We start from the raw sequence: 20,896 nt of genomic DNA, 5'->3' as shown, positions 1-20,896 counted from the left end.
TAGGACTGTAAACCGTTGACTATAGACAACGGTCAAGTCCTAATGTGGGTTCACGATTTCGATGGAGGCGGCATGCGCATTGGTGAATTATGCAAGCAGGCGGGTGTATCTCGCGATACGGTTCGCTACTACGAAAGATTGGGGCTGTTGGAAACGCCAACGCAACCTCACGCAACGAATACCTACAAGCGCTATTCCGCAGTTTCGTTGCAGCGGATTCGACTGGTGATCCACGCCAAGGCGTTGGGTTTCACACTCGCCGAAATTCGCAAGGTTATCGAAGTGTGGGATAGCCCGGGTTTTGACACAGGGCAGAAGGTTGCATGTCTACAGAGAAAACTCGAGGAACTCGAGGAAAAGAGTCGGGCGTTGAGCGCCCTGCGGGTAGGGCTGCGGAACGCCTTGGATAAAGTTGGCCAGAAGTGTGAGGACACTGAAGATGTCGAATGAGGCCGGACGGACGCGTTGCACGCGTCATTGAGCCAGAAAGCCGACCTCGACGTTCGCAATCGCGTTGCGGGTCAGACGCCGGAGCCGACCGTACTTCGATCTCAGCGTGGATTTATTACCGTGGCCGATCACATGCGAACGTCGCGTAGACGATGCGCCGGGACGAGGCCGGAAGCCGTTTAAATAACCTTCCTAGCCCAGCGATTGCAGCAGTCTGAATCCTTCGGGCCAATCGCCCAGGTTGCTCTCTGCATTGAGATGTCCTCGCTCTCCAACTTCGACAAGCTTGCTGCCCCACGCTTTCGCGCAGCGACCTGCGTGCGCTACGCTGCCGTACGGGTCGTTGGAACTGGATACAACGATAGTAGGAAAAGGTAGCTGTTTCGATGGCAAAGGAGCAAATCCGGTTGCGGCCGCCACGGGAAACGCCGATGCAGAAGGATCCGGCACTGCGACGAGCAGCGCCCCACGAATTCGGGGCGAATATCGGCTCGCCCAATGCGCCACCGCGAGGCATCCGAGGCTGTGCGCCACGATGAGAGTGTCGTCGTCGCTTTGCGACAATTGATGTTCGATGGCTGATACCCAATCGTCGCATGCAACCTGATCCCAGTCTTCGACAACGAGTCGCTGCCAGTCGGGATGCGATGCCTCCCATACACTTTGCCAGTGCAGTGGGCCGGAATTTCCAATACCGGGAACAACGAACACGGGGTAGACCATTTGCTAACGCTCCATCATTGAATGAGCCTCCAGTGTAAAAGCGCACGAATTCTGGCAACATCCAAAATCAAATGAACTAACGGCCTCAACCCGTCAAATCGACGGAAGTTGCCAGACTGCACAAATGAAACCTAAGCGGATAGCGTTGGACCGGCTGGATTGGCGAATATTAGAGGCTCTTCAGAGCAATGCGCGTATCAGCAACACCGAACTTGGCAAGCAGATCGGACTTTCGCAACCCGCCGTCACTGCCCGTATAAAGCAACTCGAGGAGCAAGGGGTAATCGAAGGTTACGCGGCACGGATCAATCCCGGTCTCGTCGGCCGTGGGATTGCAGCCATCGTCCGGATCAGGACCACGCATGCCCAGATCAAACATTGCCTGAATGCTTTCGAAGCAATGCCCGAAATCATCGAGGCGCATCGCATCACAGGCGAAGACTGCTTCGTGGTACGGATTGCGGTCGAAGACATGGCGCAACTGGAGGTGGCGATCGACACGCTGGCGAAGTTCGGGCCGGTGACCACGGCTGTCGTGCTGGCGAGCTATCCCCCGAAGGCGATCCGTGGATCGCCACTTTGAGCGGCTGCTATGTAGAGAGGAGGACATCTGCTGAGGGTTGCGGCCAGTGGCGCAAGACCGCTTCCGGTCAACTTCAGCCTGCGGCGTGCCACCACGCCATGACATTCAAATGTCCGCTTCGAGGCTGCCAGCGGCCACACCCGGCCGAGCGGTATGCCTCTCCGTATTCAGGTTTCGTAAGGCTATCGCGGCCCCCACAAGCAACAGCAGGGCGGAAGTCACTAGTGCCTGCTCGACGCCGTGCATGAACAGCGCTGTCTCCGTGTGACGTACAAAGAAGCCGAACAGTGCGACGCCCATCACCCCTCCGATCTGGCGGGCCGCGTTCAGCAAGCCGGATGCGACGCCCGACTGCGTGCTGTCTACCGCAGCAAGCATCGCGTGGGTGATAGTCGGAATGGTAAGCGCAACGCCGCTGCCTGCTAGCAGCATCGGCAATGCGAGCACCCAGAGAGACTGCGCGGAGAGCGCCGGTATCATCGCCAGATACCCGGCTGCGGAGATCAGCATGCCAGCCGTTGCCAGTGCACGCGCGCTGATCCGGCTGGCCAGTCGCCCCGCGACGATATTCATGACCATCAGGATGCCCATCATCGGAAGGAATGCCACGCCTGTCCGTACCGGTGTCATATGCCAGATCGTCTGAAAGAGCAGGCTCAACGCGAAGACGACACCGTAGAAGGCGAGGTTCAGGATTACGCCAATGCCGGTTGTGCTTAGAATCGTCCGGTTCCGCCACAGTGCGGGCGGCAGCATCGCGACGGGGTTGCGCGCTTCGAGCCGGACGAACGCGAGGCCCGATGCAATGCTCAGTGCGAGCGCGCCGAGAATGACTGGGCTCTGCCAGCCAAGGGCGCTGGCTTCGGTCAGTGCGTACGTGAACGCGGCCAGCGTTAGCGCACCCGCCAGTTGTCCAGGAACGTCCAGATTGCGGTCACGTTGCGCATCGGTGCCGGGCGCGAAGCGCCACGTCATCCAGATGCCGACGATGCCGACAGGCACATTCACCAGGAAGATGCTGCGCCACCCGAGCGTGGTGACGAGCAACCCGCCGATCACCGGGCCGGCGGCCAGCGCGATGCCGCCGCCGGCCCCCCACCAACCGATCGCCCGGCCGCGCGCGGCTGGGTCATGGAACGCCAGCCTCAGGATCGCCAGCGAGTTCGGCACCAGCAGCGATGCGCCTATGCCCTGGACGAGACGCCATGCCAGCAAGGCCTCCAGGGACTGCGCGAGGCCGCAGCCGATCGACGCTAGCGTGAAAATCGCGTAGCCAGCCATGAATATGCGTTTGGTGCCGAGCCGGTCGCCAAGTGCGCCTGCCATCAACAACGATGACGCGAAGACGAGCGCGTACGCGTTGACGACCCATTGCAGGCCCGTGACGTTCGCGCGAAAGACGGCCCGCAATGCGTCAAGCGCGACATTGACGACACTGACGTCAATCAGCACGACGACGAAGCCAAGGCATGTCGCAATCTGGACCAAGTGGGGACGGCGCCTTGATGGGGTATGCATGGGGAATCCTTCGAATACGAAAGGTTGCAGTGTAGGGAACCTCCTTCTGTGCGAATATTCCGTAAACTCGCACGGCTAATTGGAGAAAACGCACCGATGTTCGACTGGGAGAACCTGCGCTTTTTCATCGCCATCGCACAATCGGGCAGCATCTCGGCGGCCGCGCGCCGGCTGAAGGTCGATCATGCGACGGCCAGTCGGCGCTTGAGCGCGCTCGAAGCCGAACTGAACATGCGCCTTGTCGACCGGATGCCACGGGCCTGCCGGCTCACCGCCGCGGGCCAGCAGGTTCTCGAAGTGGCTGAGAAGATAGAGGAGAACTCGTTCTCCATCGAACGGCTCGCGCTGGCGGAACAGGCGCCCATGCAGGGCGCTGTGGTGATCAGCGTGCCGCCTGTCCTCGCGAATAATCTCTTCGCAAAGCACTTGCATCTGTTCGTGCAATTGCACCCGGGCATTCGGTTGGCGATTGCCAGTCAAGCACAAAGTGTGTCGCTGGGACGTCGCGAGGCAGACATCGCGATACGCTTGTTCCGCCCCGAGGAGCCTCAAAACGTAACGCGCAAACTCGGCGAAATGCCCTTTGCGCTATATGCAAGCCGGGAATATGCATCGGCATCGAACCCGAGCGAATGGGCATTTATCGGATACGAAGCGCAATACGCTGAGATGCCGCATCAAAAGTGGCTTCAATCGATTGCTCAAGGTCGCCGCATTGTTTGCGAAGTGAGTGATATCACCATGCAGCACGCTGCTGCCCGCACGGGTATCGGTGTTGCCGGCCTGCCGGTGTTCATCGGCGAGAATGATCCTTCGTTGCAACCTCTACCATTCGATGGTGAGCCGTTTCGGCGCGAAATCTGGCTGGTCGTGCATCCTGACCTAAGGCGTTCCCAAATGATTCGCGCGGTCGTTGACTTCGCTGTAGACGTTGTCGGTAAGACATTTGGGCCGATTTCCGGGCGCTAGCACAGACTTCACGTCCGCTTGCGGGCTGGAAGCTGACACACGTCATGCCGCAAATCGCTATCGGCCAGGGGCTTGATGCTTGCCTCCATTGCCACCCATGCCGTTGGTCCGCGAGATCACCGACTCGTTTTGCGCGGCTTTGACGACGTCACGTCGTGCGCGATCTCGGAGAGTCGCTTGTCACCAAGCAATTGAAGCAACGTATTTTCCGCTGAACCCAACGCCTCATTGATGTGGCGATTTACCGCCGCCTCCACCGGACAAGTGTGATTGTCTTCGGCTAGGCCGATCACAAACGGCGCGGTATGTCCAATGGCCTCGTAGACATCTCTCACCGTAAGATCATCGAGGTCACAGGCGAGCGCCCAGCCTCCGCCTGGACCACCAGTCGACTTTACGTACCCCGATTCGCGTAACGCAGCCATCGTTCGGCGGACAAAGACGGGGTTCGTATGCAGCATCAGCGCAATCGTCTCTGAGGTGGTCGCGCCTCCTCGAAGATGCATGTGGATGAGGATGTGCAGAAGTCGAGCCAGTCTGGTATCGCGTTGCATATTCGGAAGCTTGGTAATGTGCAACTTTTGATGTTACGCTATCTCGGGATCCTTGTGTGCATACATCTCTGCCAGAGCAACCATGACCGCATACCGTCAAACCTTTATTGAAGCAAACGGAATTCGCCTGCATGTCGCTGAACAGGGCGACGGCCCGTTGGTGCTCCTTTGCCACGGCTTTCCTGAGACCTCGCATGCTTGGCGCCATCAACTGGCGGCACTTGCGCACGCCGGCTTCCGCGCAATAGCACCGGATCTGCGTGGCTACGGATCAAGCGAATGCCCAACGGCAATCGGACAGTACACAACGTTAGACGTTGTCGGTGATCTGGTGGCGCTCGTTGACATTCTCGGAGAACGCGACGCAGTTGTTGTGGGAAACGATTGGGGTGCAACCATTGCCTGGCAAGCCGCGTTGCTTCGGCCTGACCGCTTTCGCGCTGTCGTTGCGCTCGGGGTGCCAATGATGGGCCGCGCGCCGATGGCGCCGAGCCGGCTTTTTCCGCAGACCGACCAAACGTGGTTCTATACGCATTACTTTTCCGAACCTGGGTTGGCCGAAGCCGAACTTGAGCGTGACGTTGCCGCGACATTGCGCAAGATCTATTTTTCCGCATCAGGCGACGTCGGAGCCCGCGACGTAAATACGCCCAATCCATTCGGACTCATGCTGCGGAGTGGTGGACTCCTTGACTCTCTGATTGATCCGCCTTTGTTGCCCGCGTGGCTTGCACCCACCGACCTCGACAAGTTTGTGCAAGCATTCAGCATTTCTGGCTTTCGCGGTGGATTGAATTACTACCGCAACCTCGATCGCAATTGGGAAGTGCAATCGGCTTTCGAGGGCCTGCTCGTCGAGGTTCCCGCCCTGTACCTTGTCGGCGAGCGAGACACAGGTCTGGCAATGCCAGGCATGCACGAAATTATCGACGGCATGCCCCTGATCGTGCCTAGGCTGTCGGCTTCTCGGGTCGTTCCGCGAGCAGGGCATTGGCTGCAACAGGAGGCGCCGGATGTCGTCAACGCGGCATTGATTGACTTTCTCCGCGATCTTTGATGTACACGGCGCGATCTGACGGCTCAACTACGGTTAGCGGCCATTCCGCCCGCAGAACGGTATGTCGGAGAAGGGGCGGAAACCGCCATTCCGGAGTGTCTTTAGACGGCCAGAAGCAGTCACCCATCCTAGGCTAAGATAAGCGTGATGCGTCGATCGATTCAGCCCTGAGGAATACATCTGCATAGAAAACAACTTCGGCCCCACACCCATTTTCATACCAATTCGCTTCAACCAACGCGGCAGTCTGGATCGAAGCTATTTGTCGGGATTGTTAGCAAATGAGTTCACCATCGATAGTTCTTCCGCTCGAACGCCCATACGACGAATTCTCTCCTGGCGAATCATTACCTCGTGAGATTGTCCTGGCTGGGCTGAGATGGCCAAGTGAGTACTGGCGAAACTTGGCCATACGCTGGATTGAGCAGGGGGCGCCGTTGGACACTGAGGTCGCTGATTTGCTATTCACCATATCGGAAGATAGACGGGGCTGCTCTCAGCGTCTCCGTCAGCGTGCGTTCGCGCTGAGAGTCAAATATCTACGCGGCAACTAAGGCAAAGCAGCCGTGGGATCGTTTCTCAACTCTACGTTGCATCACCCACTGGCTCCACGCGCTCATCTGGCTTCTCTGCGGTGATGTCCGCTTCGGCCACGACCGGCCATTCGACATCAATACCTGAATCGTTGACAATCACCCGCATCACGTTGAGTGGAGCTGCAACAGAATGGGAATACTCTGGACGGTTTGGCCGCTTGACTCTGAAATGAAGACTTGGCTACAGGAGCTTGCGGTTCCACACCCCAACGTCTCGTCTCGCTTTCCGACCGGATGCGAGGTCAAGGCCGCCTTATCCCAACTTCATGGCTTCAATGTGGAAATTCGAGACAACGGAATCGGCTGCATTTGGCAGGCTTCTATTGTCTCGGAACTCGGTGGTGACAAAGGTGAATGGACTCTGCTTAACATCAACGAGTATTCAGGTGATCAGGAGCCGCAGCAACTCTGGTTTGAAAAGGGCCGGGAATCGCTGATAAAGACCGTTCTCTGTCACCTTGCAAAGGATACAGGTCCGCTTGTGCTAATTGATGACGCTAGCAGCCAGCCACAGGTCATAGATTGATTTGGTGCCACGCACCGACGTCCTCGACTTTTCGGTGGGCCGACTTTCCGTAACGGGTCGCAAACCGTCCGCCGCGGCCGGCAGCAACCGGCCATTTTCGATCGCTCGACCTCGGGACGTAAATCGTCGAAAATCGAAGACCAACTATGAAGGATTCAACTCCCGGCGAAAAATTCACGAAACGCGACTGTATTGACTCAGATTTTTTTAACGAGATAGTGCTAAATTAGTAGCCCCTAAAAATTTGACAGAAAAGAATGAAATGGACACCCCTGCCTCAAGGTGAGAGAGGCTCGCCAAAGTGGCTCAAGACGAGCCTGACTTTGCTCTGTCGGTTCCTGTTCGGACTTCTGCTAATGGGCGCGCTTGCGCTTGTTGTGGTGCATGTATTTGATATCCCGATTAAGTTCAATGCGATTCGGGTGGTTTCGCTATTTCTCCTTGCTGGTGGCCTGCTCTCGATCATAGACACGTGGCGTACTTGGTTCTTTCGCCTAGCTGGCAAGACTCGATTTTCTCCGCCGGTGCTATATGGCTACCCAGGATGGCGCGCTGTCATCCAATCTCAGTTTGTTAGCGGATGCTTCCTAATTGGATTCGGTTTGCTACTATTTTTTGCTTCGTGACGCACCAACGAGAGTTTAATAAAATAATGATCATATCGATCGAGATCAATAGCCTTTTTTCAAAAATTTAAATAACCGGTCGTTTTTCATCGGGTTAAACGCCATTTCTGGGTTGTGGATTCAACCGGTCGACGCAACCTCACCGTTACAACTACGGCTACGATTAACCAATGCCGAAGTTCGCAAGCGCCATGGTAAAGCCTATTTTGACGGTCCTACTGAAGGGCCCATTTCCGGACATTTTTCGCTTTGTCGAGGCGTTGCTCGAGCAGCTTGGATTTTCGCTTGCCAATCCGGAAACTGGGCGAGTAACTCACTGGAGCGACGACGGCGAGCAGATCGCGATACCCCGTGACATGATCACTAACCAAGCTTCTATGGCGACTCCGAAGAACGTTCAGTTTTGGGGCGCTAGCAACGAAGACCTATTTGTGTCTTGGGTCGATGCGTCTTCTGGGTGGTGGTTTTCCTTTCACCTGGACGGCATCACCCCGGAGTTGAAGGTTGCGTTGACGGCTGCAATTTCGAATTCAGTCCTGGTTGAATTAACGCGGCAGTACGAAGATGAGTGCGCCTTTAGGATCGATTTCGACTAACTTTTCAATCGAGAATTCGGCCAGAATAATTGCTTGAGCAGGTCGGCAATGTACGCCTCAGCGACCGATTTCTGCCGAAGCGGAGGGCTGTTCAGGGGCGAAAACAGGCATCCGACTGATGTCCGTTACCGGCCATGAAGGGACAGTCGACGGTGCCTCCTACGTCGTCAACAATCTGGAAGCGGTCAACGCATCGTCCTCAGGAGAAAGGAGCTAGGGATGCAAGCTTCGAACCACCCGCGTAGCGCGCAGCTTTGGAGGCGCACGCTGTCCGGCTGTCTCCATCGGTCTGTCGCTCTGCCGGACAGTTTGCGCCACATCTGTCCTAACGACATATCGGCTCTCGGGCTGCTTTTCTTCGCGGCGTTTCGAGGAACGGTCGACGAAGCTGGGCAGACCGAAGCTCAATATGCGTTAAAGGCATCGGCGATTCTTGGAGGACGGTATGGCCAATGGATCCCCGAGGCGTCGCGGACCTTGGAGCAGACGGACGCACTCGTGTCAGCGTGGGCGGTGCTCGCCTCGTCTCGGCGATCAAGGGACACCGGTCGGGGCTCCAACCCGGTTGGCAATCAATGGCCGCCTTGTGGGTGGTTTGGACGCTCGTAGAGGACATGAATGGGTATGCTCGCGACTATCGCATTGGCTGCTGCTATCCAATCGGGAATTCCATCGCTGACGGTGCAGGCGAACGTCGAGGCGCCGGGTCCCGCAGGGCCTTTGCAAGGCACACTACTATCGCCTGGGAATCAAGACGGTCAAGTGGTTCTGATCGTGCCGGGTTCGGGGCCAACCGACCGGAACGGCAATGGCCCCAATGGGCTTCGAGCTTCGACGTACCGATTGCTCGCCGACGGACTTCTAAGTCATGGCGTCGCGTCGGTTCGAATCGACAAAAGGGGTATGTACGGTAGTGCATCGGCGATACCTGATGCAGACGACGTCACGCTCGACGACTACGCGGCGGATGTTCACTCGTGGGTGACGACCATCCGAATGCGCACAGGTGTCTCCTGCGTATGGGTGCTGGGCCATAGCGAGGGCGGATTGGTGGCGCTGGTAGCCGCACAGCACACGGCCGACATTTGCGGTTTGATTCTGTTATCCACAGCCGGACGCCCGCTCGGAAAGGTATTGAGAGAACAACTTCGATCTAACCCTGCGAACGCTCCTATCCTGGAAAATGCGATGTCGGTACTCGACACCCTCGAAGCAGGGCAAACCGTAGACGCGTCCAAAATCGATCCCTCACTGATGCCGTTGTTCAGGCCGCGAGTGCAGCGGTTTCTCATGAGCGAATTGGCAGTTGAACCAACGACCCTTCTGGCAGGTTACAGAAAGCCAGTACTGATTGTGCAGGGGTTGCAAGATCTTCAGGTCGGCCCCGGAGATGCGCAATTGCTGAAGCATGCAGATCCCCGGGCGGAACTCGTGCTCATCGCCAGTGCAAATCACGTCCTCAAGGCGGTACGAGCGCAGGACCGGACAGACAACGTCGCCGCTTATTCGGACCCAAATCGTCCCTTGGCCGATCATGTCGTCGAAGTGATTTCGGCGTTCGTGCAGAATTCGGCGGCGGCCCATCGTTAAGCGCGGCAATCAAATTGTTTGACGATGCCTTCATTGAACTGCAGGGTAAGGGATTGTCCAGCGATGAACGTCCGCTTCGGAGAAACGCGGCGGACCGTTGTGGGTCGCAAACCGTCCGTCGCGACCGTCGGCAACCGGCCAGTTTCGGTCAGTCGACCGGCGAAAGGAGCCGGACATTCGAAGGTCCGCTACACGCAGCTAAGCGACGTTCAGTCCATGATTTTTTTCCTCGGGTCAATTGCCGGTATCGATGCCACGGCGCTCGTTTGGCGGACGACAGTTGCTAGTCGCGCGAGGACGTTAGCTTGACTGTATCAAGGTGACCAATAAGGGCATCAATGAAAGCGCGGACCTTTGCTGACATGCTGCGGTGAGTCGGATACAGCGCGTGAAGCTCAATCGGTTCCCGTCTCAATGACGGAAGTACCCGCACCAGGGTACCTGCCGTCAAGGCGGGAGCTGCGAGGTAGCTTGGAAGAAAACCAATCCCGCCACCGCCTTCAAGAACAATCTTCTGCGCAGCCGCGTCCGGGATGATTGCCGAACCGCGCGGGTGTAGGGCCAATTCCGTGTGGCCATCCTGAAAGACCCAACTAGTGGGGGCCTCCCGAACGACGAGCCTATGTCCATGAAGTTCATTTGCCTCCATCGGGACGCCCGATCGCGATAAGTAGGATGGACTTGCGCATAGCCACAATTCGACAGGTGGCAGTCTGCGAGCGATGAGCGACGAGTCAGGAAGTGTACCGACGCGCACCGCTACGTCGATACCTTCGCGCGCGATGTCAACGTAATTTGAGTCCGTGGTCAGCTCGACGGTAAGTTCCGGATAGCGGTCTAGAAAGTCAGGCAGCATGGGCGCAATGAGTCCCTGTGCGAACGATTGCGTTGTGTTAATACGTAGCAGCCCGTGTGGCTCCCCCGCGTAACCATCGATGATCGCCTGTGCTTCCTGCAGGTCGTGAACTACCCGCGACGCGTAGGGCAGTAGCAGTTTTCCCGCGTCAGTCAGCCTGAAGTGTCGTGTGGACCGGTCGAAGAGCGCTGATCCAATTTCCGTCTCCAATCGTAAGAGCGCCCGGCTTACGGATGATTTGGGGGACTTCAGCGTCCGTGCCGTGCCTGAAAGGCTTCCGCTGTGAGCTAATCGGAGAAATATGATGAGGTCGGCCTGGTCCATTTCGTGTCGTTTTCCGGAACAGCGAGTCGCGATTAAGCTATCTTATATTCAAACGTGGAACGCCCTAGACTTCTCCCTGACGCCCTACACCGCGCGTCACGACGAACCGAGGGAGATATGGAAAACACACACGCGAGCTATCTGGTCGCCGGCGCCGCCGGCGGTCTGGGTCACCGAATCATCGATGCGTTACTTCGCACACGGCCCGGCAGGAAGATCCGTGCGGGTGTTCGAGGCGGTTCAGCAGGCAAACACGGCAATCGGGCAAGGGTGTGGATAGCGAACGGCGTAACCGTCGTCAATATGGATCTGGACGACCCGCTCAGCCTCAAGCACGCCTGTGCAGGCGTCGGTACCGTTATTTCAGCAGTGCAAGGTGGCCCTGACACCATCATTGATGGCCAGTCCCGGTTGCTTGAAGCAGCGCTCGCGACGGGCGTTGGGCGATTTGTTCCGTCGGACTTTTCTGAGAACCTGTTCTCGATTCCTGAAGGCATTAACCCTTACCTCGACATGCGGCGGACCTTCGATCGCAAGGTCGCCCCAAGTGGCATCGGCTATACCCACATCCTGAACGGTGGATTCATGGAGGCGGTGTTCTCCAACCCCGGCCTGATCGACGCCGACGCGGGCGCGATCACTTACTGGGGCGACGACGAAGTGCTTCTCGATTTCACCTCCATGAACGACGTTGCAGCATGGACAGTGGCTGCCGTTGAGGATCCGGTGACGGTTAACAGGATGGTTTCCGTGGCAGGCGACCGTCGCACCATTGCCCAGATTGCGGGTGACTATGCAACAGCAACGGGCAACGCGCTTCGTCCGGTACGCCGAGGGTCGATTGCGGACGGATATGCCGAACTACGGCAAATGGCGAAAGCCGGTGCTCATCCGATGGCAATGCTGCCGCTCCTGTATCTGCTACCGATGATGTCGGGCGAAGGGACTTTGTGCGACATCGCAAATGACCGATATCCGACAGTGCGACCAACATCGCTCCTCGACTTCATGAAACGTCACTACATTACCAGGGGTAGCAAGCGATGATTGATCTGATCAAGCCGTTTCAGCTCAATGTGTCTGAGCGGGAGCTGACCGAGTTGCGTGAGCGACTGCAGCGGGTGCGCTGGCCAGACCGTGAAACCGTCAATGACACGAGCCAAGGTCCGCAACTTTTAAAGCTGCAGGCACTCGTCGCGCATTGGATAGAGGGTTACGACTGGCGTCGCTGCGAGTCGATGTTGAATGACTTCGGACAGTTCAAGACGACCATTGACGGCTTGGACATCCATTTTCTTCACATTCGGTCACCTGAACCTGATGCGATTCCCTTGCTGATGGCGCATGGTTGGCCCGGCTCTGTGCTTGAGTTCCGCAAGGTGATAGCGCCGCTTACCAATCCCAGCGCACAGGGCGATGATCCGAGGCAGGCGTTTCACCTTATCATTCCGTCGATGCCGGGATTTGGCTTTTCCGACAAGCCAGGTGAACCCGGGTGGGACATGTCGCGCATTGGGCGTGCTTACGTTCAGCTGATGCGACGGCTTGGCTACGACCGTTGGGCTATGCACGGTGGTGATTTTGGCGCAGGAGTGACCGACGAAATCGCATCACTGGCGCTCCCCGAGCTAATCGGTATCCATCTGAACTTCGCGATGTTCATGCCCACGCAAGACGAAATGCGCGACGCTACGCCGGATGAACAGAGAATGCTCGACAGTGCCAGGTATTTCTGGAGCACGCTATCCGGATACGCTCAACAGCAGCAGACGCGACCGCAGACGATAGGCTACGCGCTCGCAGATTCTCCAGTCGCGCAGGCAGCGTGGATTTACGCAATGTTCCAGGACACGTGTGGTACGGCAGGCAACGCAGAAGCTTCCTTCACGCTCGACGAAATACTCGACGACATCATGTTGTATTGGATACCCAATGCGTCAGCTTCGTCGGCTCGACTTTATTGGGAATTGAAGCGATCCAACTGGTCCTCTGCGGCTCGCACCGATCGTCCAATTGGCGTGCCTCTGGATTCACCATGCTTGCCGGCGAACAGGTGCGTAAATCGCGACGCTGGATTGAACAACGCTACAGCGATGTGCGGCACTTCGCTGAGCACGAGCGGGGCGGCCACTTTGCCGCGTTGGAAAATCCGCATGCTTTGGTAGGCGATATTCGCTCGACCTTCGCGAGCCTACGCGATAGCTAACCCAATGGCATGCCTGCGTCGAAACGATGTTCGGGTACTTCCTTCATGCGGCAATTAGCTGAGGGTGTCGACGAGGCAAATAGGCTGATTACTTGTCCATCGACTTCGCCTGCGGGAATGACCGTTATTATCCGGAGAGCAGCCTTAGGCTTGGCGCCCGGCTGATGGGCCGAACTGGGTCGGAAACCGCCATTCCGGAGTGTCTTTAGACGGCCAGGAAGCGATGTTCGCGGCCTGCCCATCGACGTTCAAACGGCAGCTATGGTGCCATCCCGGCCTGTCGCCGCCAGTCCAATCGACCGAGCTTAATTGTGATGCAACGGTCGTTGACGCCTTGAAGCGGTTACTGCATCATGCATGACATGAACTTCCTCGCTCTCACTACCACTACCATCACCACGACCGCTTATGGCGGGCCGTGAGGTCGGTGCGCGAGTTTCAAATATCGTATCGCCCCAAGGCCCCGCCAGTGATGGACGGGGCCTTGAAGTTTCTCCGTGCGTCACTGGCAACAATCCAGGAGAAATGCAATGCAGGGTCCTCAGCCTCAACGCCGCGCCCTCTTAATCGTTGACATGCAAGTCGGACTGTTTAATGGCCCAGAAACGCCTCACAACGGGCCGCAAGTTCTTGCCAACATCAACCAGTTGATCGAAAAGGCTCGCCGAGCCGGTGCTTCAATCTTCGTTGCGCGACATACCGGCCCTCAAGGTTCCCCCATTGAGCCTGGGAGCCCGCTGACACAACTACTGCGAGATTTGGCCGTTGATGCGATGACGGACGCCGTATTCGACAAAAACCGGCCTAACTGTTTTTTAGGCACTGGACTGGCGGACTCGCTCCGGGATGCATCCGTTAACGAGTTGGTTATCGTCGGAATGAAAACGGAATACTGCATCGACGCAACTTGTCGGGCAGCAGCGGATTTGGGATTCCAACCTTTGCTGGTGGCCGACGCGCATACCTCCATGGACACGCCGGTGTTGTCTGCGCGAAACATTATCGACCACCACAATCGGACATTGAATGGCCCCTTCGTGAGGCTTGTGAGCACGGCGGAATGCGAGTTTTAGTGATCCGTGATGGCGAGTGGAATCACCGGGATTTGCGGGGGGGCGCGTCGTCTAGCGCTTCCGATTTTGCGGTAGCCCCTAGTTAGCGATAACGGGGGCGCCACGAGGGGGCATTAGTCAATCAGCTTCTGAAGTGTTCCAACGGCAACTTCCAATAAAGCACGCTCTTCGCGGCTGAGTTTCCTGATCAGTTGATCAGTAAGCCATTGCGAACGTGTGGTTCGCTCATGCGCAATCTGTGCGCGTCCTTTATCGGTCAGGTTCACGATGTAAGCGCGGCCGTCTTCAGTGTCTTGCCTCAGGGTTGCCACCCCTTGTTCGACCATTTTCATTACGATCACCCGCATAGTTTGATGAGTCACTGCCCGGCCCACGGCGAGTGTTGAAATACTGACAGGGCCAGCGCGCTCCAGCAGCGAAAGTGTCTCGCTCTGCGCATTCGAGTGCGTACCAGTTTGCTCGCGGACAACCTTAACGAGGCGGCTTACGACATCACGAATCGACTCTCCTAAGGATGCGGCATCTTCGGTCTGGACGGGGAGAGAGTCAGCTCGACCCACTTTGCGAGCGCTCATTGTTTGTGAAGTCGCGCAACGACGGCGGCAAGCGTATTCACACCCCAATGTTCGACGTACCGTCCGTCCCGAACACGGACGATGTCGATTACATCGATTGAAATATTCTCGCCGGTGGCCTCCACGCCAAGCAGCGGCCCGACATGCTTGCCAGAGATCGACTTTCGCGTCGTGACCTTATCGCCGTCGCACAGTTGCTCATGAATGTGGACCTTCATGCCCCCGATCGCCGGGCGCAGCACGGAAGCAAACGTCGCCCACATCGTTTCGGCGCCTCGCGTCGCCTCACTCGGTGCCGACCAGTTGATGAAGTCGGGCGCCATGAGCGCCTCGAAGCTTTCCCGATTGCCATCACGGATGACTTCGTAATTGAATCGCTCGACAACAGCTTTGGGGTCATTGCTGTGCATGCCAGTCCTCAACATTTTTCATACATTCTTTACATTCCGCAGACGGGTACGCGAGGATAATATACAGCAATGCTGTATATTTCAAGTGTCTGACCACCCCAGGTCGATCTGCGCATGACCAATCCGCCTGACTATTGACGTCTGATACGGGGGAGGTTGCTATTGCGGCCGAGCGGCCGCTCTAGAGAGCGTCAACTGACCGAATTGGGCCGCGTGTTGTCGATCGCCCCCAATGGAGATCGAGCCGCCGATGCGATTTGCACGGGGCAGCGTGCGGCCAGTTGCCGTCACTCCGGGCAATCATGCCGTAGACGCTCCGTCAGCAGCCCATCACTTTGCGTCGGTCGGTTTGACGAAGGGTTTCACCAGCGTTGCCTTGGTGTAAGCAAGTCTGAAGCCAGCCCGTTCCGTGTTTCGAGCGCTGACGTTCTGAGCCCGTGCGGTGACGCTCGCCAACGTGCAACCCGCCTCCCGGGCGGCGGACAATCTCGCACGGATCAGCGCAAGTTGCACGCCTCGGCCGCGATAGTCAGCGTGCGTGCTGGCGATGTAGAGGTGCGCGATCTTACCCATCGGACTGTCAATCACGCTCATACCCGCGGTACCTGCGATGTGCCCGTCAAGCGTTGCGACAAAGCGTGTCGTATCCGTTCGTGCAGCAGCGATGATGGCGAGCGCTTCGAGCAGGGCCCGCGGCCGAGGCTTGGCTTGCATTTCGAATGCAGATACCGAATGCGACACAAACGCGCTCTCCGCGACGGATCGGCCGCTCACGATTTCAATCCCGGCAGGGGGCGGAACCTCAAAGTCATCGCCCCCCAGTTCACGGACATAAGTGTTGCTGAACGCATTTACCACATATCCGCGCGCCGATAAAACATCAAGCGTGGAAGGGACGGCGTGAGGGCATGCATCGATTTCGACATCGAGCGATCGCGCACCGTATTCCGCTTCAAGTTGCTCGATCGCCTCATCGCTGACGGCGACACCCATCCCGAGTCCCGTAACGTGATTCAGTTTTCGTCCGAAGGCATTGTCGGTCAACGCAGCGATCCCACCGCAGACGTTCAATGCGCAAACGTCTTGTCGCTTCGTGACGCTGCGAAACGTTGCCACCTGTTGCGCCAAATGCCGCGCCTCGACAAGTTCCAGCGAATGGGCGACCTCAGGTCCGGTCAAAATCATGGCGAGCGCATCCGAGAAAGTCTGAATATCTGCAATTTACCACCGGCATGTTTACCGCGGGTATCTGACTCAGAGGATCACGTTCCCCACTTGCCCCAAGACCCTGACGGCGATTGGCTTTTCCCAAATGACCGTTCGGGGTCGGGAACAGTGGTTCCCGAACGACGGTAGACGGCTGCGGATTCAAGCGGCCGCTTTGCAATCGAAAGCTGCCGACCGGATAGCAAGTTGGCGAGTTGTCTCGCTGCGAAGGCATGCGGGTGCATTCGCGTGAGAACGCAAGTGAAAGCGGGCGGACCGAGCCGCCCGCATGACACACGCTCGCTGTCGCTATTACGCCCGACGTCCCGCCCAAACTACGGGCCGTCGATTGATCCACGGCCGCGCGCGTTCGAGCTGTCCTGCGAGTCGCAGCAATTTATCTTCGCGCGCGAATGCTCCCGCGAACTGCATCCCGATCGGCAAACCCGTTTCTGGATGACTTGCTAGCGGTACCGACATCGCGGGAACACCGGCAACATTGAACGGTGGGGTAAAAGGCGAATGCCGGAATACTCGCTGCGTCCATTCGAGGCCGTTCATCGATTCCGCGCCCTTGCCGTATTCTCCAACGCGCAGCGGCATTTGCGGCAGCGTCGGCGTGAGCAGCACATCGAAGTCTTCGAACCAATGCCCGACAGCTCGCGTCACAACGTTGCGCATCGCCAGCGCAGCGGAAAATGCGGATGCCTTTTCTTCCTTGCCATAGCGATAACAGGCCAATGTGGTGGGCTCCAGCGTTGTCTCATCAATCGGGCGTCCCGTCGCCGCAGTCAGGCCTTCGATCCAGCCCACCAGCGTCGCCGTCCAGATCGTCGCGTTCATCTGCACGAGCGCATCCCACGACACGCCAAGTGACGGCCGTGCTTCGTAGACCGTGTGGCCGAGGTCCTCCAGGAGCCGCGCCGTCGATCCTACCGCTGCCGCGATAGCCGGGTTGGTTCGATCCGCGCTCCACGGATCAATCATCATGCCAATCCTGAGTTTGCCCGGTTCGCGGTCGACCTGCGACAGGAAGCTGTGCTCCGGCGCGGCGGTGAGGTAAGGCTCGCCGATCGCCTGTCCCTGGATCGCATCGAGTAGCGCGGCGCTGTCCCGCACGCTCCGGCTCACGCCCAGTTGCACGCCGAAGCCTGCAAAGATTTCGTCGAAGGCTGGCCCGTTCGAGCTGCGCCCGCGCGTCGGCTTGAGTCCGAACAAGCCGTTGTAGCTTGCTGGCACCCGGATCGATCCGGCGGCATCGGTGGCATGCGCCAGCGGGACGGCGCCGGCTGCGACTGCCGCGGCCGCTCCACCGCTCGAACCACCGGCGCTTAAGTCCGGCTGCCAGGGATTGCGCGTCGCGCCCTGCAGCGTGGATTCAGTGGTCGTGCTGAACGCCATTTCGGGCGTAGCCGTGCGGCCAATCGTGACGAGTCCGGCTGCGCGGAACCGCGACATGAGCCACGAATCCGACGGGGCGACAACGCCGCTGGAGAGCCGGCTTCCTAGCTCCAGCCGCTTACCGCTCATGGCGACCGCAAGATCCTTGACCAAAAACGGTACGCCAGCGAGCGGACCGTTGCAGAGTTCCGGGCAGCCTCCGCTATCGCTGGCCGGCCAGTGCTCGATAATCGCGTTGATCGCCGGATTGACTGCTTCAATCGCCGAACGGGCGAGTTCGGCAAGCTCCGCCGGCGTGACTTCGCGGTTGGACACGCGTTTTGCGAGCCCGATTGCATCGTGACTTGTGTATTCGCTGAGATTCATTTGCGCCTCCAGGTTGAAGGCGACAAGATATTCCAGGCCCGCGCCGGCGATTAGCCCGTGCTGCCAGCAAGGATTGAGCCATCAGCGGCACAATCTCTATGCTAGTCTCGATCCATCAACAAACGCTCAGTCGGGATACAGTCGTCGATGACCAGGGACCTCAACGACACGCTTATCTTTATTCGCGTCGTGCAATCAGGCAGCTTTACGGCGGCAGCGATCGCGTTGCAGATTCCCAAGACGACGGTCAGCCGGCGAGTGCGGGAACTCGAGGCGCACCTCGGTTCACGCCTGTTGCACCGGACCACGCGCAAACTGCGTTTGACCGAGGCGGGTACGGCTTACTTCGAGCACTGCCGCAGCATCTCCAGACAGCTCGACGAGGCGGAGAATGCCGTGCAGCGCATTCGCGGCACGCCAGCAGGCTGGCTGCGCGTGACGCTGCCGTATTCGTTCGGCGTCACGTGGATCGCGCCATTGATTGCCGGATTCTGCTCTCGCTATCCCGATGTGCGGCTCGATATTCTGGCGACGCATGTGCCATTGGATCTTTTCGACGACGAAGTGGACGTCGCTCTACGTCTTGGCGTCCTTCCCGATTCCAGTCTTGTGGCGCGGCGGCTCGGGACCTTTTCGACTTCGGTCTACGCGAGTCCCGCGTACATTGAACAGCATGGCTCGCCGGCCGCTCCCGATGAACTCCGGCTCCATCCTTCACTCGCACTTCATCAGGCACGCACCGACAGCGGCTACACCTGGCCTCTGCGCAAGCCGGGACGGAAGTCGACTCACTATTCGCTTGAACCGGTGATCGTTGCCAGCGACCCCGCGCTTATTCTTGACGCCGCGCGCGCCGGAAAAGGGTTGTTGCTGGCGATGGATGCCAGCATGGCCCCCGAAGTCGAGGCAGGGCGCTTACTGAGAGTGCTGCCCGAATGGATAGGTCCACCGCAAGATCTGAATGCGCTGTTCCCGCGAGAGCGGGTTCCGTCGCCCAAGCTGCAAGCTTTTCTGAATTACCTCAAAACGCAATTGTGTTTCGACGATACGACGTGACAGACATTGAAGGCCTTCGCGTTCGACGAACGGCGGTAATGCAACAGAAGACGCAACGACCGGCTCAGTTTGAGATCTCGGAGCAGACTCCTCAGAGCCTTGACGCATGGATTAGGGCGCGGGGTTTGAAGGCTACCAACGATCTGTTCCCAAGCCGATTGCATGCGTCGCCGCATCTGTCGACACGATAATATGCCCGAGCGGTTTATCGGTGGATCGCATCGATCGGACTCGACGATACGGCGTACGGCGTGCACACCATGCGCCGCACCAAGACTTCGCTGGTCTACCGGCGCGCGAATTGCTGCGCCATCTGGACGTCCAGCTTCGCTCACCTATGAGTCGCTGGTAGAGCCCCTTCAGATATGTGAGGGGCGTCACACCTTCGGCGCTGTTCAGTTCAACCCGGCCGGATTGGAGATCCGCAGCCTCCACCCACCGTCGCGGCCCTTTTCCAGAACCTGCGTAGCGCGGCCACTTAGGGTCGCGGATTCAACCGTTCGACAACGATGCCAGAATCATCGAGAATCTCAGCGCATCCCACGCGGAATATAAAACACCAGTTCGCTAGAATCCCCACCGGGGCAGCGCCGGGCGGTCGGCCAGTCGCTTGCCTGCAATGTGAGAAACCTTCCAGAGGAAAATCATGATCGCGAGAAGCCCTGAGCATGCTGTCGAGCTATTAGACCGAGCGTTCAATGCAGGCGATATCGACACCGTCATCGACTTCTATGAGGATGAGGCGGTCGTGGTTACGGAGCCGGGGAGGACAGTTCGCGGGCGCGAGCAGCTACGGAATTTCTTCGAACGTGCGATGAAATCCGGCGCATCAGCCAAGCAGCTTAAAACTCACGTGCTGGAAGCGGATGGGGTTGCGTTATTCCTATCTCGGTGGATTCTGGAGTACCCGGTGCCGGGTGGGGAGGTTTCCTCGAGAGAATTAGTGGCGACGACAGTCTTCCGCAAGCAGCCAGGCGGTGGATGGAAGGTACTCGTCGACAATTCCCTTGGACCGTTGGTGCTTGAGGCCTGAATTTAACTTTTCTTTACAGCCACTTGTAGCCTCGCCTTTGCGTTTGCAGACGACCGCGATAGGGATGACCTGTCCTGAGAATCTCGTACCAAAGAAATCTGGAGTTAATGGCCTTGATGATCCGCTTGGGTTTTCTGTACCAAATCCAGAGCGAGTTTTTCGGCGTATCGGGTCAAGTCGACCCGGGTAAAAACACCAATTGTCGGGCGAATTCGGCCGGCGCCATCTCTTTGAGAGCTGAGTGAGGCCGACTCTCGTTGTAGTCCCCGCGCCATACCTCGATAATCGCTTTCGCTTCGTCCAGCGTCTCGAACCAATGCACGTTCAAGCATTCATCACGGAATGATCCGTTAAACGTCTCAATGTGGCAATTGTCCGTGGGCTTTCCTGGGCGACTGAAATCGATTTTCGACTTGTGGTGATATGCCCACATGTCGAGCAATCGCCCGGAAAACTCACTGCCGTTGTCTACAAAAATATGCCGAGGAGCGCCGCGTTTGGCCGCGATACGATTGAGTGCCGACACCACGTGCTCTCCCCTCAACCGTTGACCAACTTCGATGGCCAGGGCTTCTTTCGTGAATACATCGACAACTGTCAGC

At 57.9% G+C, this 20,896-nt stretch carries 21 protein-coding genes and 1 pseudogene; 13 read left to right on the top strand and 9 right to left on the bottom strand.

Annotated elements, in window-relative coordinates; all coding sequences use genetic code 11:
- Positions 1-72: 72 nt before the first annotated feature.
- Positions 73-450, top strand: a complete 378-nt coding sequence (locus C266_RS04830) for a MerR family transcriptional regulator (protein ID WP_036661583.1) — start codon at positions 73-75, stop codon at positions 448-450.
- A 192-nt stretch (positions 451-642) separates the two neighbouring features.
- Here C266_RS04830 and C266_RS04825 read toward each other — a convergent pair whose 3' ends face one another.
- On the bottom strand, positions 643-1,173 hold the full coding sequence (locus C266_RS04825; RefSeq protein WP_010806118.1) for an alpha/beta hydrolase: 531 nt from the start codon (positions 1,171-1,173) through the stop codon (positions 643-645).
- 124 nt (positions 1,174-1,297) lie between these two features.
- Between C266_RS04825 and C266_RS04820 the strand changes: the two genes are divergently transcribed.
- On the top strand, positions 1,298-1,756 hold the full coding sequence (locus C266_RS04820; protein ID WP_036661580.1) for an Lrp/AsnC family transcriptional regulator: 459 nt from the start codon (positions 1,298-1,300) through the stop codon (positions 1,754-1,756).
- A gap of 105 nt (positions 1,757-1,861) precedes the next feature.
- On the opposite strand, the gene C266_RS04815 is transcribed toward C266_RS04820, so the two are convergent.
- Positions 1,862-3,274: an MFS transporter gene (locus C266_RS04815; protein WP_051126142.1), complete on the bottom strand. Its 1,413-nt coding sequence runs from the start codon at positions 3,272-3,274 to the stop codon at positions 1,862-1,864.
- 96 nt (positions 3,275-3,370) lie between these two features.
- On the opposite strand from C266_RS04815, the gene C266_RS04810 reads away from it, so the two are divergent.
- Positions 3,371-4,243, top strand: coding sequence for a LysR family transcriptional regulator (locus C266_RS04810; RefSeq protein WP_010806114.1), 873 nt, complete (start codon positions 3,371-3,373; stop codon positions 4,241-4,243).
- 116 nt (positions 4,244-4,359) lie between these two features.
- Here C266_RS04810 and C266_RS04805 read toward each other — a convergent pair whose 3' ends face one another.
- Positions 4,360-4,797, bottom strand: a complete 438-nt coding sequence (locus C266_RS04805; RefSeq protein WP_010806113.1) for an Rrf2 family transcriptional regulator — start codon at positions 4,795-4,797, stop codon at positions 4,360-4,362.
- Between the two features lie 82 nt (positions 4,798-4,879).
- Between C266_RS04805 and C266_RS04800 the strand changes: the two genes are divergently transcribed.
- The 4 genes from C266_RS04800 to C266_RS04785 all read left to right on the top strand — a co-directional run bounded on the left by C266_RS04800 (position 4,880) and on the right by C266_RS04785 (position 9,788).
- On the top strand, positions 4,880-5,854 hold the full coding sequence (locus C266_RS04800) for an alpha/beta fold hydrolase (RefSeq protein ID WP_010806112.1): 975 nt from the start codon (positions 4,880-4,882) through the stop codon (positions 5,852-5,854).
- A 765-nt stretch (positions 5,855-6,619) separates the two neighbouring features.
- Positions 6,620-6,976: a hypothetical protein gene (locus C266_RS04795; RefSeq protein ID WP_144265706.1), complete on the top strand. Its 357-nt coding sequence runs from the start codon at positions 6,620-6,622 to the stop codon at positions 6,974-6,976.
- Between the two features lie 796 nt (positions 6,977-7,772).
- On the top strand, positions 7,773-8,198 hold the full coding sequence (locus C266_RS04790; RefSeq protein ID WP_010806110.1) for a hypothetical protein: 426 nt from the start codon (positions 7,773-7,775) through the stop codon (positions 8,196-8,198).
- Between the two features lie 624 nt (positions 8,199-8,822).
- Complete coding sequence (locus C266_RS04785) at positions 8,823-9,788, top strand: alpha/beta hydrolase (RefSeq protein WP_051126155.1); 966 nt, start codon at positions 8,823-8,825, stop codon at positions 9,786-9,788.
- A gap of 283 nt (positions 9,789-10,071) precedes the next feature.
- Here C266_RS04785 and C266_RS04780 read toward each other — a convergent pair whose 3' ends face one another.
- Positions 10,072-10,968 (bottom strand): LysR family transcriptional regulator, encoded by an 897-nt coding sequence (locus tag C266_RS04780; RefSeq protein WP_010806108.1) that lies wholly within the window; start codon positions 10,966-10,968, stop codon positions 10,072-10,074.
- 117 nt (positions 10,969-11,085) lie between these two features.
- Here C266_RS04780 and C266_RS04775 point away from each other — a divergent pair, with 117 nt between their 5' ends.
- The 3 genes from C266_RS04775 to C266_RS04765 all read left to right on the top strand — a co-directional run bounded on the left by C266_RS04775 (position 11,086) and on the right by C266_RS04765 (position 14,247).
- Positions 11,086-12,015, top strand: a complete 930-nt coding sequence (locus C266_RS04775) for an NmrA family NAD(P)-binding protein (RefSeq protein ID WP_010806107.1) — start codon at positions 11,086-11,088, stop codon at positions 12,013-12,015.
- On the top strand, positions 12,012-13,133 hold the full coding sequence (locus tag C266_RS04770) for an epoxide hydrolase family protein (RefSeq protein WP_010806106.1): 1,122 nt from the start codon (positions 12,012-12,014) through the stop codon (positions 13,131-13,133). The genes C266_RS04775 and C266_RS04770 overlap by 4 nt, the downstream gene beginning before the upstream one ends.
- A 571-nt stretch (positions 13,134-13,704) precedes the next feature.
- Positions 13,705-14,247 (top strand): cysteine hydrolase family protein, encoded by a 543-nt coding sequence (locus C266_RS04765; protein WP_010806105.1) that lies wholly within the window; start codon positions 13,705-13,707, stop codon positions 14,245-14,247.
- Between the two features lie 113 nt (positions 14,248-14,360).
- Here C266_RS04765 and C266_RS04760 read toward each other — a convergent pair whose 3' ends face one another.
- The 4 genes from C266_RS04760 to C266_RS04745 form a co-directional block, all read right to left on the bottom strand.
- Positions 14,361-14,822 (bottom strand): MarR family winged helix-turn-helix transcriptional regulator, encoded by a 462-nt coding sequence (locus tag C266_RS04760; RefSeq protein WP_010806104.1) that lies wholly within the window; start codon positions 14,820-14,822, stop codon positions 14,361-14,363.
- Positions 14,819-15,232, bottom strand: a complete 414-nt coding sequence (locus C266_RS04755) for an ester cyclase (RefSeq protein ID WP_010806103.1) — start codon at positions 15,230-15,232, stop codon at positions 14,819-14,821. Before C266_RS04755 ends, C266_RS04760 begins: the two co-directional genes overlap by 4 nt.
- A gap of 330 nt (positions 15,233-15,562) precedes the next feature.
- On the bottom strand, positions 15,563-16,417 hold the full coding sequence (locus tag C266_RS26025; RefSeq protein ID WP_010806102.1) for a GNAT family N-acetyltransferase: 855 nt from the start codon (positions 16,415-16,417) through the stop codon (positions 15,563-15,565).
- A gap of 333 nt (positions 16,418-16,750) precedes the next feature.
- Positions 16,751-18,205 carry an amidase gene (locus C266_RS04745; RefSeq protein WP_010806101.1) on the bottom strand — a complete coding sequence of 485 codons (1,455 nt, stop codon included), beginning with the start codon at positions 18,203-18,205 and terminating at the stop codon, positions 16,751-16,753.
- Positions 18,206-18,352: 147 nt separating this feature from the next.
- Between C266_RS04745 and C266_RS04740 the strand changes: the two genes are divergently transcribed.
- From C266_RS04740 to C266_RS04735, 3 genes and pseudogenes are all read left to right on the top strand, one after another.
- Positions 18,353-19,261, top strand: a complete 909-nt coding sequence (locus tag C266_RS04740; protein WP_010806100.1) for a LysR family transcriptional regulator — start codon at positions 18,353-18,355, stop codon at positions 19,259-19,261.
- Between the two features lie 26 nt (positions 19,262-19,287).
- Positions 19,288-19,557, top strand: a pseudogene (locus C266_RS28015) (integrase); the annotation flags it as partial.
- 350 nt (positions 19,558-19,907) lie between these two features.
- A complete protein-coding gene (locus tag C266_RS04735) occupies positions 19,908-20,294 on the top strand; it encodes a DUF4440 domain-containing protein (RefSeq protein ID WP_010806099.1) in 387 nt (128 codons plus the stop codon).
- 172 nt (positions 20,295-20,466) lie between these two features.
- Here the strand turns inward: C266_RS04735 and C266_RS04730 are convergent.
- On the bottom strand, positions 20,467-20,896 hold a 430-nt coding region (locus tag C266_RS04730; protein ID WP_036661571.1), incomplete at its 5' end, for an integrase core domain-containing protein.

This window comes from Pandoraea sp. SD6-2, from assembly GCF_000389825.1.
Lineage (GTDB): Bacteria > Pseudomonadota > Gammaproteobacteria > Burkholderiales > Burkholderiaceae > Pandoraea > Pandoraea communis.
Note: the sequence above shows the minus strand (reverse complement) of the source record. Positions and strands in the feature narration are given on the sequence as shown.

Bases quoted from the DNA above. Each gene is read 5' to 3' on its own strand.
- C266_RS04830 (WP_036661583.1), top strand. From the start codon at position 73: ATGCGCATTGGTGAATTATGCAAGCAGGCGGGTGTATCTCGCGATACG.
- C266_RS04825 (WP_010806118.1), bottom strand. From the start codon at position 1,173: ATGGTCTACCCCGTGTTCGTTGTTCCCGGTATTGGAAATTCCGGCCCA.
- C266_RS04820 (WP_036661580.1), top strand. From the start codon at position 1,298: ATGAAACCTAAGCGGATAGCGTTGGACCGGCTGGATTGGCGAATATTA.
- C266_RS04815 (WP_051126142.1), bottom strand. From the start codon at position 3,274: ATGCATACCCCATCAAGGCGCCGTCCCCACTTGGTCCAGATTGCGACA.
- C266_RS04810 (WP_010806114.1), top strand. From the start codon at position 3,371: ATGTTCGACTGGGAGAACCTGCGCTTTTTCATCGCCATCGCACAATCG.
- C266_RS04805 (WP_010806113.1), bottom strand. From the start codon at position 4,797: ATGCAACGCGATACCAGACTGGCTCGACTTCTGCACATCCTCATCCAC.
- C266_RS04800 (WP_010806112.1), top strand. From the start codon at position 4,880: ATGACCGCATACCGTCAAACCTTTATTGAAGCAAACGGAATTCGCCTG.
- C266_RS04795 (WP_144265706.1), top strand. From the start codon at position 6,620: ATGAAGACTTGGCTACAGGAGCTTGCGGTTCCACACCCCAACGTCTCG.
- C266_RS04790 (WP_010806110.1), top strand. From the start codon at position 7,773: ATGCCGAAGTTCGCAAGCGCCATGGTAAAGCCTATTTTGACGGTCCTA.
- C266_RS04785 (WP_051126155.1), top strand. From the start codon at position 8,823: ATGCTCGCGACTATCGCATTGGCTGCTGCTATCCAATCGGGAATTCCA.
- C266_RS04780 (WP_010806108.1), bottom strand. From the start codon at position 10,968: ATGGACCAGGCCGACCTCATCATATTTCTCCGATTAGCTCACAGCGGA.
- C266_RS04775 (WP_010806107.1), top strand. From the start codon at position 11,086: ATGGAAAACACACACGCGAGCTATCTGGTCGCCGGCGCCGCCGGCGGT.
- C266_RS04770 (WP_010806106.1), top strand. From the start codon at position 12,012: ATGATTGATCTGATCAAGCCGTTTCAGCTCAATGTGTCTGAGCGGGAG.
- C266_RS04765 (WP_010806105.1), top strand. From the start codon at position 13,705: ATGCAGGGTCCTCAGCCTCAACGCCGCGCCCTCTTAATCGTTGACATG.
- C266_RS04760 (WP_010806104.1), bottom strand. From the start codon at position 14,822: ATGAGCGCTCGCAAAGTGGGTCGAGCTGACTCTCTCCCCGTCCAGACC.
- C266_RS04755 (WP_010806103.1), bottom strand. From the start codon at position 15,232: ATGCACAGCAATGACCCCAAAGCTGTTGTCGAGCGATTCAATTACGAA.
- C266_RS26025 (WP_010806102.1), bottom strand. From the start codon at position 16,417: ATGATTTTGACCGGACCTGAGGTCGCCCATTCGCTGGAACTTGTCGAG.
- C266_RS04745 (WP_010806101.1), bottom strand. From the start codon at position 18,205: ATGAATCTCAGCGAATACACAAGTCACGATGCAATCGGGCTCGCAAAA.
- C266_RS04740 (WP_010806100.1), top strand. From the start codon at position 18,353: ATGACCAGGGACCTCAACGACACGCTTATCTTTATTCGCGTCGTGCAA.
- C266_RS04735 (WP_010806099.1), top strand. From the start codon at position 19,908: ATGATCGCGAGAAGCCCTGAGCATGCTGTCGAGCTATTAGACCGAGCG.